The sequence below is a fragment of the Frateuria flava genome (assembly GCF_017837635.1).
GTDB lineage: Bacteria > Pseudomonadota > Gammaproteobacteria > Xanthomonadales > Rhodanobacteraceae > Frateuria_A > Frateuria_A flava.
This window is the reverse complement of the sequence record NZ_JAGJRS010000009.1, coordinates 1-13,635: the sequence shown is the minus strand read 5'-3', so window position 1 is coordinate 13,635 and position 13,635 is coordinate 1. Positions and strand designations below refer to the sequence as shown.

11 protein-coding genes are annotated in these 13,635 nt (G+C 68.6%); 7 read left to right on the top strand and 4 right to left on the bottom strand.

Features of this window, described 5'->3' with window-relative positions:
* The first annotated feature begins 1 nt into the window (after position 1).
* The 4 genes from ettA to J7I44_RS03835 all read left to right on the top strand — a co-directional run bounded on the left by ettA (position 2) and on the right by J7I44_RS03835 (position 4,501).
* Positions 2–1,660: an energy-dependent translational throttle protein EttA gene (gene ettA / locus J7I44_RS03850; protein WP_209616050.1), complete on the top strand. Its 1,659-nt coding sequence runs from the start codon at positions 2–4 to the stop codon at positions 1,658–1,660.
* A gap of 184 nt (positions 1,661–1,844) precedes the next feature.
* The gene (gene pyrF, locus J7I44_RS03845; protein ID WP_209616047.1) at positions 1,845–2,675 is read left to right on the top strand and encodes an orotidine-5'-phosphate decarboxylase; all 831 of its coding nucleotides are present in this window, start codon (positions 1,845–1,847) and stop codon (positions 2,673–2,675) included.
* 233 nt (positions 2,676–2,908) lie between these two features.
* Positions 2,909–4,051: a hypothetical protein gene (locus J7I44_RS03840; protein ID WP_209616044.1), complete on the top strand. Its 1,143-nt coding sequence runs from the start codon at positions 2,909–2,911 to the stop codon at positions 4,049–4,051.
* Positions 4,052–4,165: 114 nt separating this feature from the next.
* Complete coding sequence (locus tag J7I44_RS03835; protein WP_209616041.1) at positions 4,166–4,501, top strand: TfoX/Sxy family protein; 336 nt, start codon at positions 4,166–4,168, stop codon at positions 4,499–4,501.
* 64 nt (positions 4,502–4,565) lie between these two features.
* Here the strand turns inward: J7I44_RS03835 and J7I44_RS03830 are convergent, their stop codons facing one another.
* Both J7I44_RS03830 and J7I44_RS03825 read right to left on the bottom strand, forming a co-directional pair.
* Entirely contained in the window at positions 4,566–6,476 is a 1,911-nt protein-coding gene (locus J7I44_RS03830; RefSeq protein WP_209616038.1) for a hypothetical protein, read from the bottom strand.
* Between the two features lie 162 nt (positions 6,477–6,638).
* Positions 6,639–7,502 carry a hypothetical protein gene (locus J7I44_RS03825; protein ID WP_209616035.1) on the bottom strand — a complete coding sequence of 288 codons (864 nt, stop codon included), beginning with the start codon at positions 7,500–7,502 and terminating at the stop codon, positions 6,639–6,641.
* A gap of 398 nt (positions 7,503–7,900) precedes the next feature.
* Between J7I44_RS03825 and fusA the strand changes: the two genes are divergently transcribed.
* Positions 7,901–9,940, top strand: coding sequence for an elongation factor G (gene fusA, locus J7I44_RS03820; RefSeq protein WP_209616031.1), 2,040 nt, complete (start codon positions 7,901–7,903; stop codon positions 9,938–9,940).
* 175 nt (positions 9,941–10,115) lie between these two features.
* Here the strand turns inward: fusA and J7I44_RS03815 are convergent, their stop codons facing one another.
* On the bottom strand, positions 10,116–10,664 hold the full coding sequence (locus J7I44_RS03815) for a type 1 glutamine amidotransferase domain-containing protein (RefSeq protein ID WP_209616028.1): 549 nt from the start codon (positions 10,662–10,664) through the stop codon (positions 10,116–10,118).
* A gap of 173 nt (positions 10,665–10,837) precedes the next feature.
* Entirely contained in the window at positions 10,838–11,305 is a 468-nt protein-coding gene (locus tag J7I44_RS03810) for an SET domain-containing protein (RefSeq protein WP_209616024.1), read from the bottom strand.
* A 154-nt stretch (positions 11,306–11,459) separates the two neighbouring features.
* On the opposite strand from J7I44_RS03810, the gene J7I44_RS03805 reads away from it, so the two are divergent.
* On the top strand, positions 11,460–11,939 hold the full coding sequence (locus J7I44_RS03805) for a hypothetical protein (protein WP_209616021.1): 480 nt from the start codon (positions 11,460–11,462) through the stop codon (positions 11,937–11,939).
* A 67-nt stretch (positions 11,940–12,006) separates the two neighbouring features.
* Positions 12,007–13,635, top strand: a 1,629-nt coding sequence (locus J7I44_RS03800; RefSeq protein ID WP_209616019.1) for an acyl-CoA dehydrogenase family protein, incomplete at its 3' end; no start/stop codon positions are given.

Sequence of the window (13,635 nt, the reverse complement as noted above, 5' to 3'; positions counted from 1 at the left end):
CATGCAGTACATCTACACCATGAACGGGGTGAGCAAGATCGTTCCCCCGAAGCGCCAGATCATCAAGGACATCTCGCTCAGCTTCTTCCCCGGCGCCAAGATCGGCCTGCTGGGCCTGAACGGCGCGGGCAAGTCCACGGTGCTCAAGATCATGGCCGGCGTGGACACCGACTTCCAGGGCGAGGCGCGCCCGCAGCCGGGTATCAAGGTCGGCTACCTGGCGCAGGAGCCGCAGCTCGATCCGGACAAGACCGTGCGCGAGGTGGTCGAGGAAGGCGTGCACGAGATCCTCGACGCGCAGAAGCGGCTGGAAGAGGTCTATGCGGCCTATGCCGAGGAAGGCGCGGATTTCGATGCGCTCGCCAAGGAGCAGGAGCAGCTCGAAAACCTGCTAGCCGCCAACGACGCCCACGCGCTCGAGCGCCAGCTCGAAGTGGCCGCCGACGCGCTGCGCCTGCCGCCGTGGGACGTCAAGGTCGGCCCGCTCTCCGGCGGCGAGAAGCGCCGCGTCGCGTTATGCCGCCTGCTGCTGTCCAAGCCCGACATGCTGCTGCTGGACGAGCCGACCAACCATCTGGACGCCGAGTCGGTCGAGTGGCTGGAGCACTTCCTGCAGGATTACCCCGGCACCGTGGTGGCAGTCACCCATGACCGCTACTTCCTGGACAATGCCGCCGAGTGGATCCTCGAGCTCGACCGCGGCCGGGGCATCCCGTGGAAGGGCAACTACACCGAGTGGCTGGAGCAGAAGGACCAGCGCCTGAAGCAGGAAGCGCAGCAGGAGAAGTCGCGCCAGAAGGCGATCGAGAAGGAGCTGGAGTGGATCCGCTCGGCCGCCAAGGGCCGCCAGTCCAAGGGCAAGGCGCGCCTGAACCGCTTCGAGGAGCTGAACTCGGTCGAGTACCAGCGCCGCAACGAGACCAACGAGATCTTCATTCCGCCGGGCGAGCGCCTGGGCAATGAAGTCATCGAGTTCAAGAACGTCAGCAAGTCCTTCGGCGACCGCCTGTTGATCGATGATCTCTCGTTCAAGATTCCGGCCGGCGCCATCGTCGGCGTGATGGGCCCCAACGGCGCGGGCAAGTCCACGCTGATGAAGATGATCATGGGCAAGGAACAGCCCGATTCGGGCGAGGTCAAGCTCGGCCACACGGTCAAGCTCGCCTACGTCGACCAGTCGCGCGACGCGCTCGATGCCAAGAACAACGTGTGGCAGGAAGTGTCCGGCGGCTCGGACATCCTCACCATCGGCAACTTCGAGATCCAGTCGCGCGCCTACATCGGCCGCTTCAACTTCAAGGGTACCGACCAGCAGAAGATCGTCGGCAGCCTCTCCGGCGGCGAACGCGGTCGCCTGCACATGGCCAAGACCCTGCTGCAGGGCGGCAACGTGCTGCTGCTCGACGAGCCGTCCAACGACCTGGACGTGGAAACCCTGCGCGCGCTGGAAGACGCGCTGCTGGAGTTCCCCGGCTGCGCGGTGGTGATCTCCCATGACCGCTGGTTCCTGGACCGCATCGCCACGCACATCATCGCCTTCGAGGGCGATTCGCACGTGGAGTTCTTCCCCGGCAACTACAACGAGTACGAAGCCGACAAGAAGCGCCGCCTCGGCGACGACGCCGGCCCGAAGCGCGTGAAGTACAAGAAGTTGGCCTGAGGCCCGCCTGCTCCTCAGACCCGCCCCTTCCCCCTCCGGGGAGAGGGCTGGGGTGAGGGGCCCCGCTTCAATTCAATCGGCGCAGCGCGAAGCGCCACCTTCGCTCCCTCTCCCCTCCGGGGAGAGGATTGAGGTGAGGGGACCACCCTGGCCTCGGAACATACACATCCACGAGGAACCTTCCATGCACTTCATGCAGTCCCTGCACCAGGCATGGCAGCGCAACAACTCCCTCGTCTGCGTCGGCCTCGATCCCGAGCCGGCCAAGTTCCCCGCGCACCTGCGCGACACTCCCGACGCGGTCTACGCCTTCTGCCGCGCCATCGTGGACGCCACGGCGGACCTCGTCTGCGCCTACAAACCCCAGATCGCCCACTTCGCCGCCCTGCGCGCCGAAGACGCCCTCGAACGCCTGATCGCCCACATCCACCACGCGCACCCGGGCATCCCGGTGATCCTCGATGCCAAGCGCGGCGACATTGGTTCCACCGCACAGCGCTACGCCACGGAAGCCTTCGAGCGTTACCAGGCTGATGCGGTAACGCTCAATCCTTATCTGGGCCGCGACTCGATCCAGCCGTTCCTCGACCGCGTCGACAAGGGCGTGATCCTGCTTTGCCACACCTCCAACCTCGGGGCGGCTGACCTGCAGGACCTGATCGTCGAGAGCTCTGCCGGCGATCGCCTCCCGCTCTACCAACACCTGGCCCGCACCATCGCCCGCGACTGGAACGGCAACGGCAACTGCGCCCTGGTCACCGGCGCCACCTGGCCGGAGCAACTGGCGCAAGTCCGCGCCCTGGTCGGCGACATGCCTCTGCTGGTTCCCGGCATCGGCGCCCAGGGCGGCGACGTCGAAGCCGTCCTGCGCCACGGCCGTACCGCCGACGGCACCGGCCTGATGGTCAGCTCCTCCCGCGCCATCCTCTACGCCGGCAGCGGCGATGACTTCGACGCCGCCGCCCGCAAAGCCACCGAGACCCTGCGCGACCAGATCAACCGCTGCCGCGGCTGAGGCGAGCGACCGCTGCCCGTTCCGTTGCGAACAGGGCGAAGCAAACACCGCTGGACAGGTTTGCACCGCTGACGAGTCGGCACACGCGATCGCCCGTTGCCCACGATCGCGGCAAACTCCTACGCCCGGCGGCACGCGCGGCTGATGGCCCAGCGCTGCGCAATGCCTATCCTTCCCGCTCGCCCACGGGACAAGGAACGGACATGGCAAGCAGACGATGGACGGCGACAGGCATGGCCCTGGCTGCGGTTCTGGCAGGCGCGCCGCGCGCGCGTGCCGGCGACCAGGACACCGTGGTGGCTGTCATGCCGGTGTTCAGCCAGCTTGTCGCGTGGCCGATGCCCTCAGGCTTCGCTCGGGTCAACGAAGAAACCCATGCGAACGACTACCTGTTCGAGGCAGTGCGCGAGGGCGACACCTTGGCTGACTGGTCGCAGATGGTCAGCCTGACGGGAGCCGCCGGCCTGGCCGACTACCCGCAGGTCACGCCACGGGATTTCGCAACCCGCCTCGCGGCAAGCTTCAAGCAGACGTGCCCGGACTCCTATTACGGCATCGAACTGAAGGCCCCGATCGTCGATGACTACCCTACCTACGCCGCAGTAGCCGGCTGCGGAGCGGTCCCCGGCAGCAAACCCGCCCACGGCGAGACAACGCTGATCGTGGTGATCAAGGGCGCGCACGACTACTACACACTGCAATGGTCCGAACGCAAACCCGCGCAATCGGAGCCTCCGCGGATCGATGCCGCGCTGTGGTCGCAGCGGCTGGCGACATTGATGCCGATCCAGGTGTGCGACCGTGTTGCGGGGGAAGCGCCACCTTATCCGAGTTGCACCTCATCTTTCGCCGCGAAGCGCAACGCGCTCACCCAACGCGCGTCCACCGCCGGAAAAGAACCCGCGATCGATTCGAATGCCGTCGAGGCCGGATGGGAAGCTACTGGCTTCACATTGACGCTCCAGCATTATCTTTCCGCGTTGGCATCCACTTGTGATTCGCTGCCCGGCGTATCGGTCGACGGCAAGGGCATCTTCGACATGTGGCAAGAACGCGCCCGCAATGGCGTGTTCCTGGATGCCAGCCGGATGTACCAGACCACACTCCTGGTTGCGGTGCAGAACTCCAGCGGCAAGCAGGCGGCCGATCGCATCCTCGCCGGGCAGATGGCGCTGGTGCACCAGCAGGGCGACGGCGAGGCCGCAAAGCTGCTTGCCGGCACGCCGGCGCAGGTGGCTGAAACGTGTCGCCGCGCTGCCGCCCACGTGACGGCGGGCGAATACGACATCACCGAGAAACTCCCGGTCTACGCCACACTGGACCGGATGGCCCGCGACCTGGCCCCGGATGGCGACAGCGACGCCGGCGCGCCTTGACACACAGCTTTTCGCCGACCGGGGCAACGGCCGCCGGGCCCGCCACGACAGGAACGAACGTGCGATAAAGGGACGCCGCCAGTACCCCGGCGGCGGCGCTTCGCGAGGTCATGCATGGCAACCGATTCATCCTTCGTCGAATACGTCGTCGAACAGGCCGCGCTGGACGAACGCATGACGTTCAAGCGGATGTTCGGCGAGTACGGGATCTACCTCGACGACAAAGTGGTCGCATTCGCATGCGACAACAGCCTGTTCGTCAAACCGGCGAACGCCACGGCGGAGCTGACGGCAAACTTGCCGCGCCGCCCGCCCTACCCCGGCGCCAAGCCCTATCCGGTCGCGGACGAGCTGCTGGACGATTCGGACCAGTTGCAGGCGTTGCTGCTGGCGACCGCGAGTGCCATGCCCGAGCCCAAGCCGAAGAAACCCAGGAAAGCTCGGGAGTGATCACCGCACGGTAAGGGGTAGTCAGTTCGCCGGACGGCACAACGATCGCCCCGCCAGGCGGCTGTCAGAACTGGTCGCTCGCCGGTATCCACGAACTTGAACTGCTGGGCGGCGCGCGCGCGGGCGCGGGCGCCGGCTCGACAGCCTTGCAGCCGGGCGGCAGCGGACCGCCGCTGACGCGCGCAGCGGCGCATTGCGCCGCGTTGTCCAGCTTGATCGGCGCCGCGGGCACGGCGGTCGACGTGGCTTTCGCCGCGCTGCTGGATGCGGTGGGGTCGAGCGATTTCACCGGCGCCAGGTTCAGGCGCTTGTAGAGATCCGGATCCTTGGCGGCCTTCGCGGGCGGGTCGCCGCCGCAGCCGAACAGCGCGATGGGGAACAGCGGGCTGACCTTGCAGTTGATCCGCACGCCGCGCGGCAGATGGAAGGTGTGCTTGATGGTGGTCTTCTCGACCGCATGACGCAGCGCGGTGTCGATGGAGCTTTCGCCTTCGGGCGCCCAGTCCTCTTCGAACCGGGTGGGCCGATAGCCGATGTCGGGCGCGCGATGCTCCATGATCTCGGTGTCTCCGCGCGGTTTGAGCTGGATGTAGCTGCCCAGCTGTCCCTGCCGGGCACCTTCGGCCGCCCCCGGCCGTGTCTTGCCCTGTCTGCCCTCGCCCGGCCCCTTGCCCTGGCCGGTCCTCGGCGCGGGTGCGCCGTCGGCGTCGGCCGTTTCGGGCGCGCCTTCCCGGGCGCCGGGTGTGCCGGTGTCGCTGCCTTGGGGCGTCGCATCGGGAGCGCTGGCAGGCGAGGTCTCCTGCGCGTTTGCGCCGCCCGGGGCCGGGGCGGCCGTTTCGCCGGCAGGCGCGGCGGCCTGCGCCGGCGTGGCCTCGGCCGACGGCGTGGCGGCGACCTGTGGGCGGGCCAGGATGAGCGAGGCTGCGGATGGCGCGGCCTTGGGCACCTCGATGGTGGGCGCCGCTGGTTGCTGCGCGGCGGGCGCCGGTGTGGTCTCCAGCGGAACGGCCGAGAGCTGGGGTTCGGCGAGCTGGATGCTGGGCGCCTGCACGCGCGGGCGTTCGCGCGGAACCAGCGGCGTGGGCGCGCTCACCTGCGGCGCCAGGTTGATGGTGGGCGCGGCCTGTGCCGGCAGCGGGATCGCTTCGATCGCGGGCATGGCCGGCGCGGCCGGCGGTTGCGGGCGGACCAGCTCCACGGTGCTGGGCGGCAGCGCCTTCGTCGGGGCGACCTGGTCGAGCGCGATGCTGGGCGCCGCGATCGGCGGGGCCGCCTGTGCGGGCATGTCGGGCATCGCCAGCGAAGGCGGCGCGGGCATGGGCCGATTGCCTTCGGCCTGCGGCTTGCGCACCGGTTCGGGCTGGAACTTCGGCGGCACCGGGCGCACCGCGGGTGGCGTTTCCAGAGTGATTTGCGGTGGCGTCCCGGCCAGCGGCACGGGCGCGAGGTCCGGCGCCGGCTGTGGGCGTGGCAGCGTGAGTGGAGGGGGCGGCGCGGAGGCCTTGGCGATCTCGATGGTCGCCTTGGGCGCGGTCACGGTGATGACCGGCGTGTCAGGCCTGGAAGGCGTCGGTGTCGGTGCGCTGGGCGGCGCCGGTGTGGCTTGCTTCGCTGCCGCTGTGCTTGTGTTGCCGCGATGGCGCGGCCCCACGCGCTTGGGCGGCGTGCCACGCACCGGCGGCGGGGGCGGCGGCTCGGGCCTGTCGATCAGTCGCACCTGCAAAGGCGCGGTTTCGCGTGGCGATTCCGGCAGTTCGTAGGCGGGACCCAGGATGGCGCCGAACAGCACCATCAGATGCACCAACAGCGTGCCTGCCAGTCCGGCGATGCGCAGGCCACGGTCGCGCGGCCGTTCGGCACGCCGGCGGCGGTAGACGAGGGCTTGCGCCGCCGCCTCGCGCGGCGAGCGCAGCATGACCACCGGGCGCGCGTCGGCGGGCGAGTCGCTCGGCTTGTCCGCGGGGGGCAGGGGCATGGCGAAAGTGTAGCTTGCGGGGTGCTTACGCCGTGCGCCGTGAACGGACGCAGCGGCGGGCGCGGGATTCACCCGCGGCTGCGGCGGTGCCGGGCTGGTGCGCGGAACCGGTCGCCCACCAGCGGTCTTTCGCAAGCGTCCGGTGGATGGGGCGCAGCAGCGTCACGGCTTGGGACAGTGCACCGGTGGTGGCTTGCCAGCCTGCCGGGCTTCCCCGCATTCGGCATCGACGGCGCGAGCCGGCGTGTCGGTCGGGCAGCCGTGGGGCAGCGGCTTGCCAGCGCGATAGAGGGCAATGCATTCGGACAACGTGCGGGCGGGTGGTGCCAGTTCCTTCGCCAGCGGGGCGGGGGCCATGTCGAGGCGCTCGTCGCCGTCTTTCTTCGAGGGGGGCGCCGGCGGCATCGTGCAATCAGGCGTGGGGATGCCGAACAACGTCCTGCACTTGAGGTGGATACCGTGACCCAGGCTGACCGACTTGTGTTCGTTCGTGTGGGTCGCGCTCATCGCGCGGCGCACGCCCTGGCCGATGATCGTTTCGTCCGGCGGCGGGAAATATTCCTCGAAACGCGTGGCCTTGTACCTGATCGGCGTGTCGTGGCGCATCACCTGGCTGTCGCCCTGCGGCATGCGCTGGATGTAGCCGGGCGTTGGCGTGGCGGTCGTGGCCGGACCCGCAGGCAACAGGGGTTGGCCGGTGCGGTCATAAAGCCGGGGCGTGACGGCGGTCGCGGCGCTGGGGGCGGCAGGCAGGCTGGCAGTCATCGCATCGCTGCGTGGCCGTTCGCGGGCAGGGAGCGGCAACGTGGCAGGAGTCCGCTTCGGAAGGGCCGGCGGTGATGGGGGCAGCGCTGCGCGCGGACGCGCGATCAGGCGCACCTGCAGCGCTTCGCCTGGGCGCACACGCACGATTTCACGCGCGGGCCGTGGTTGCATCTCCCACCACACGATGATGCCGAACAGCCCGTGCAGCACCAGCATGAGCGCCAGCGCGAGACGGAAGCGCCAGGGCTCGCGCGGCGGCATCCGCTCCTGCCAGGCGCGCAACAACGCGCGCGTGTCCTCGTCCAGCGGCGCCAGACCGGTGCGGGGCGAGGGAGCGTGCCAACGGTGGGGTTCGACCTGCGGTGGGGAAACGATGGGAAAGCTCCGTGCGTCGGGAAGCGGGCCGTCGCATGCCCACCTTCGCAAGACCATCACGTTTCCAAGGGGTTCCCGGTCGCATGGCATCTTGACCGCGCGGTCCGATCGCACAAGGCTAGATAAGCGGCACCCGCCGCACCCCGCCATGACCGCCCCCGCCCGCGCTTGCGCGCTTGAGGACGACCATGACGGCCCGCCATCGTCAGCCGCCTGAGCGCGGCCTCGTGCGGCGCCGTTCATGCCGATGCGAGTCCCGCGCCTTGCCAGAGGAGGGACGTCTCGTGTCGCACAGCACGGAAAACATCCGCAACATTGCGCTCGCCGGCCACGCCGGCAGCGGCAAGACCACCTTGTTCGAAGCCCTGCTGCATGCCGGCGGCGTGATCCAGACGCCCGGCTCGGTCGAGCGCGGCACCACCCAGTCGGACACCGACGCGCAAGAGAAGGCGCGCGGGCATTCGATCGACAGCGCGATCGCGAGCATCGACCGCGACGGCTGCCACATCAACCTGATCGACACCGCCGGTTACGCGGACTTCCGGGGCGCCACGCTGTCCGCGTTCGCGGCGGTGGAGACGGTGGCGATCGTGGTCAACGCCAGCAACGGCGTCGAGCACGGCACGCGACGCATGATGGCGCATGCGCGCGAGCGTGGGCTTGCGCGCGTGCTGGTGGTGAACAAGATCGATACCGAGGGCGCGCGGCTGGCGATGCTGGTCGACACGCTGCGCGACGAGTTCGGCCCGGAATGCCTGCCGGTGAACCTGCCCGCGCAGGGCGGCACGCAGGTGCTGGACTGCTTCTTCCACGGCGACGGCGCCACCGACTTTTCCTCGTTGGCTGCGGCGCACCAGCAGATCCTGGACCAGGTGGTCGAGATCAACGAGGCGACCATGGGCGCCTACCTCGACCAGGGCGAAGGCGCACTCAGCCGCGAGCAGTTGCACGACGCGTTCGAACAATGTCTGCGCGAGGGCCACCTGGTGCCGATCTGCTTCGTCAGCGCGCGCACGGGCGTGGGCGTCACCGAGTTCCTGGAGCTGGCCGGACGCCTGCTGCCCCATCCGGCCGAGGGCAATCCGCCACCGTTCGCCGATGGGCAGGGCGAGGCGATCACGGTCGATGGCGACCCTTCGAAGCATGTGATCGCGGATGTCTTCAAGATCGTCAACGATCCGTTCGTCGGCAAGCTGGGCGTGTTCCGCGTGTGGCAGGGCACGATCCGGCGCGACACGCCGTTGTTCGTGGATGATTCGCGCAAACCGTTCAAGGTGGGCCACCTGTTTCGCCTCAACGGCAAGGCGCACGTGGAGATCGAGCAGGCGATCCCGGGCGACATCGCGGCGGTGGCCAAGGTGGAGGAGATCCACTTTGACGCCGTGCTGCACGACTCGCACGAGGAGGACGGCATCCACCTCGCGCCGATGGATTACCCACACCCGATGTTCGCCCTGGCACTCACGCCCCGGCACAAGGGCCAGGAGCAGAAGCTCTCGCAGGCGCTGGTGCGGCTGGCCGAGGAAGACCCGTGCCTGCGCATGGAACATCACAAGGAGCTCAACGAAACGGTGGTGCGCGGGCTGTCGGAGCTGCACCTGAAGGTGATGCTCGAACGCATGCGCGAACGCTACGGCGTGGAGGTGGACACGCATCCGCCGCGCATCGCCTACCGCGAGACCATTGCCGCGCATGCCGACGGCCACCACCGGCACAAGAAGCAGACCGGCGGCGCCGGGCAGTTCGGCGAGGTGTTCCTGCGCGTGGACCCGCTCGACCGGGGCGCCGGCTTCGAGTTCGTCGACGAGGTCAAGGGCGGCGTCATTCCCAACCAGTTCCTGCCGGCCATCGAAAAAGGCGTGCGCCAGGCGATGGAGAACGGCGCGGTCGCCGGCTATCCGATGCAGGACCTGCGCGTGACCGTGTACGACGGCAAGTACCACCCGGTCGATTCGAAGGAGGTGGCGTTCGTCAGCGCAGGCCGGAAGGCGTTCATCGACGCGGTAGGCAAAGCGCGGCCGATCGTGCTGGAGCCGATCGTGGATGTGGAGGTGGCCATCCCCGAGGCCAGCGTGGGCGACGTCACCGGCAGCCTTTCGGCCAAGCGCGCGCGCATCATGGGGACCGACACGCAGCGTGGGGGCGAACTATTGATCCGCGCGCAGGCGCCGCTGGCGGAGTTGACCGACTACCCGACCGAACTCAAGGCGATGACCGGGGGACAGGGGCGCTACAGCCTGGACCTGTCGCACTACGAGCCGGTGCCGCCTCCGGTGCAGAGGCAGCTTTCCGAGGCGTGGAAACCGCATGTGGAGGAGGACTGAGGGCTGGGGCAAGGCCTTCCCCCATCCGCCTGTCGGCAGTTTCCCCCGTGAACGGGGGAGGGCTCGCTGGACGTATCCCTCGTCCCGGCCACATCCCTCATCCTGGTCCTTCCCCCGTCACACGGGGGAAGGTGCCCGAAGGGCGGATGGGGGAAGCCTCGCCTCGGCCATCACACTACGCCGCCAGCGCCTCGATCACTGCCTTGGCGAACGCCGGAATGTCGTCGGGCTTGCGGCTGGTGATCAGGTTGCCGTCGCGCACGACCTCGCGGTCCTCCCACTTCGCGCCGGCGTTTTCCAGGTCCTGCCTCAGCGACGGCCATGAGGTCACCTTGCGGCCATCGACCTGGCCCGCGTTGATCAACGTCCACGGCCCGTGGCAGATCGCCGCGACGGTCTTGCCGGCCTTGGCGAACGCCTGCACCAGTTCCACCGCGGCCGGCTGCGTGCGCAGCTTGTCGGGGTTGATCACGCCGCCGGGCAGCACCAGCGCGTCGAAGTCGGAAGCATCGACATCCTCCAGCTTCATGTCCACCGGCACGCTGCCGGCCCAGTCGCCGCCCTTCCAGCCCTTGATCTCTTTGGCGTCGCCGGGGGCGACGACCTGCACGTCGGCGCCGGCTTCCTCGAGCAGGCGCTTGGGCTCGGTCAGTTCGGAATATTCGAACCCGTCGGTGGCGAGCACGGCGATGGCGCGGCCGCTGAGCTTCTTCGATGGCGTCATGGTGGTCTCCTGCAGACGAAGCGGGGGAGCATGACGTCTGGTGCATGCGCAAGGCGTCTTGAGCATGTCATCCGGGCGTTAGTGCCGCAGGTGCAGGAGCTCACTTGTGGGCGATGCTTTTGGTGGCCGTGGCGAAAGAGCATCGCCCACAAGTGCGCTGCGACAAGCGCGGATCAGCGCTTGGGCTTGAGCAGCGTCCCGGTGCAATCAGGCGAGCCGCACAGGCACTGCCAAAGCTTCTTCAGCCGCGCGGTGTAGGGCACGTCCAGCACGATGCCGTAGTCGTAGGTCAGCTCCTCGCCCGGCTTGATGTTGCGGATCGCCTCGATCAGCACGCGGTCCTTGCGCGGATCGCCGCTTTCGCTTTCCTCCACCACCGCGCGGCAGTTGGGCGCACAGCTGTGGTTGATCCAGCGCGCGGTATTGCCCTTGCGGTTGGCGTCAATGATGTAGTCGTCGTTGAGCGTGAACAGGAACGTGTGCCCGGTCTCGCCGCCGTCGCCATACATGTCGTCGGCCTCGGCGTGAGTCATCAGTGTGCCCTTGTACTCGACGATCTCCTCGCCCTTCCTGATCGGTGCGGTGGCGAACACGCCATTGCCGTGGATGGGGGAGCGGCGTGCGACGTAGCGGCGTGACATGCGTGGGGAACCCTTGGGGCGAAAGACGCTGATGATGCCCGTTCGCCGCGCACCGCGAAACCACGCCAACCGTCGCGTCCGCCGTGCGGCTGACGCGGACCGGCCGGCTATGGTTAGAATCAGGAATTCGAACGATCGTTTGGAGAATCCCACGATGCGTTTCCTGCGCTGGATCGTCCCGCTGTCGCTGGCCCTCGCCCTGATCGCCTGCGGCCCGCCCCGCAAGAGCGTGTTCCCGCCCACCGTGAGCATCCAGCAGCTGGAGCTTGCGCCCGGCGGCGCCTGGCGGCTGACCGTGCGCATCCAGAACAACAGCTACGCCGGCATGGATTTCACCGCCCTGGACGCGCAACTGGCGATGGCCGACAGCGTGCCGGTGCGCGTGCATGGGAACTTCGAACGCGACATCCCCGCCTTCGCCGGCGACTCGGTGCAGATCGACGTGCTGCCCACATCGGCCATGAGCAAAGCCTTGGCCGCCAGCGCCGCCAGGGGCAGTGCCGGCGCCCTGCCTTACACGCTCTCCGGCAGCGTGCGGGCCAAACCCGAACAGGAGAAGTCGCCGCGGGATTTCGACTTCTCCGGCAAGGACTGGCTCTCGCCGGTGCCCGGTATCGCCAACACCTGGCGCTGACTGCGCGCCCGCACACACCGCCATGGCGGGCCGAAGCCCGCCCAACGCTTGATCCGAGGAATGACCGATGACGATGTACAAGGCCCCGCTCGACGACATGCGCTTCGTGCTGCACGACCTGTTCCGCGCGGAGGCCACGCTGACGCCGCTCGCCGGCGGCGAGGGCCACACCCGCGACCTGCTCGATGCGGTGTTGGAAGAAGCCGCGCGCTTTAACGAACAGGTGCTCGCCCCGCTCAACGCTTCGGGCGACGCCGAGGGTTGCCACTTCGACAAGGCCACCGCCACCGTCACCACGCCGAAGGGCTTCAAGGAGGCCTACCGCACCTACGTCGAGGGCGGCTGGGCCGGCCTGACCATGCCCGAAGCGATGGGCGGCCAGGCGCTGCCGGAAGTCGTCGGCGTGGCGATGAAGGAAATGCTCGACTCGGCCAACCTCGCCTGGGGCAACTACCCGCTGCTCAGCCAGGGCGCAGCGCACGCGCTGCAGCTGCACGGCGACGACTGGCAAAAGGAAGTGTTCCTCAAGCCCATGGTCGAGGGCCGCTGGTGCGGCAGCATGTGCCTGACCGAGCCGCAGGCCGGCTCCGATCTGGGTCTGCTCAAGACCCGCGCCGAACCGGGCGCCGACGGCAGCTACCGCCTCACCGGCACCAAGATCTTCATCACCGCCGGCGAACACGACCTCACCGAGAACATCGTGCATCTGGTGCTCGCCCGCCTGCCCGACGCGCCGGCCGGCAGCCGCGGCATCTCGCTGTTCGTGGTGCCGAAGTTCAAGGTCGCGCGCGACGGTTCCATGGGCGAGCGCAACGCGGTCGCCGCCGGTGCGATCGAGCACAAGATGGGCATCCACGGCTCACCCACCTGCGTGATGAATTTCGACGGCGCCGAAGGCTGGCTGATCGGCCAGCCGCACAAGGGGCTGTTCGGGATGTTCACGATGATGAACGCGGCGCGCCTGGCGGTCGGCGTGCAGGGCATCGGCCTGGCCGAGCGCGGATTGCAGAACAGCCTCAACTATGCGCGCGAGCGCCTGCAGGGCCGTGCGCTGAGCGGCCCGGCCTACCCCGACAAGCCGGCCGACCCGCTGGTGGTGCATCCGGACGTGCGCCGCATGCTGCTGACCCAGCGCGCCATCGTCGAGGGCGGCCGCGCGCTGATGCTGTACGCCGCGCTGCAGCTGGACGTCGAGGAGCGCGCCGCCGACGAGGCCGCGCGGGCGAAGGCCGGCGAGCTGGTGGCGTTCCTGATCCCCATCGTCAAGGGCGTGCTCACCGAGCTGGCGCAGGAGAGCGTCAAGGAGGCCGTGCAGGTCTACGGCGGGCACGGCTACATCGCCGAGAACGGCGTGGAGCAATTCGTGCGCGACGCCCGCATCATCACGCTGTACGAGGGCACCACCGGCATCCAGGCGATGGACCTGCTGGGCCGCAAGATCATGCAGCTCAAGGGGACCGGCTTCCGCCACTTCCTGGAGGAGATCGGCGGCTTCTGCCAGCAGCACGCCGGCGACGCGGCGCTGGGCGAATTCATCGCCCCGCTGTCGAAGGCGGCCAGGGAATGGCAGGCGCTTACGATGGCGGTCGCCGAGCGCGCGCAGGCCAACCCGGAAGAGCTCGGCGCGGCGGCGGTGGACTACCTCTACTACGCCGGTTACGTGGCGCTGGCGTACATGTGGGCGCGCAGTGTGGCG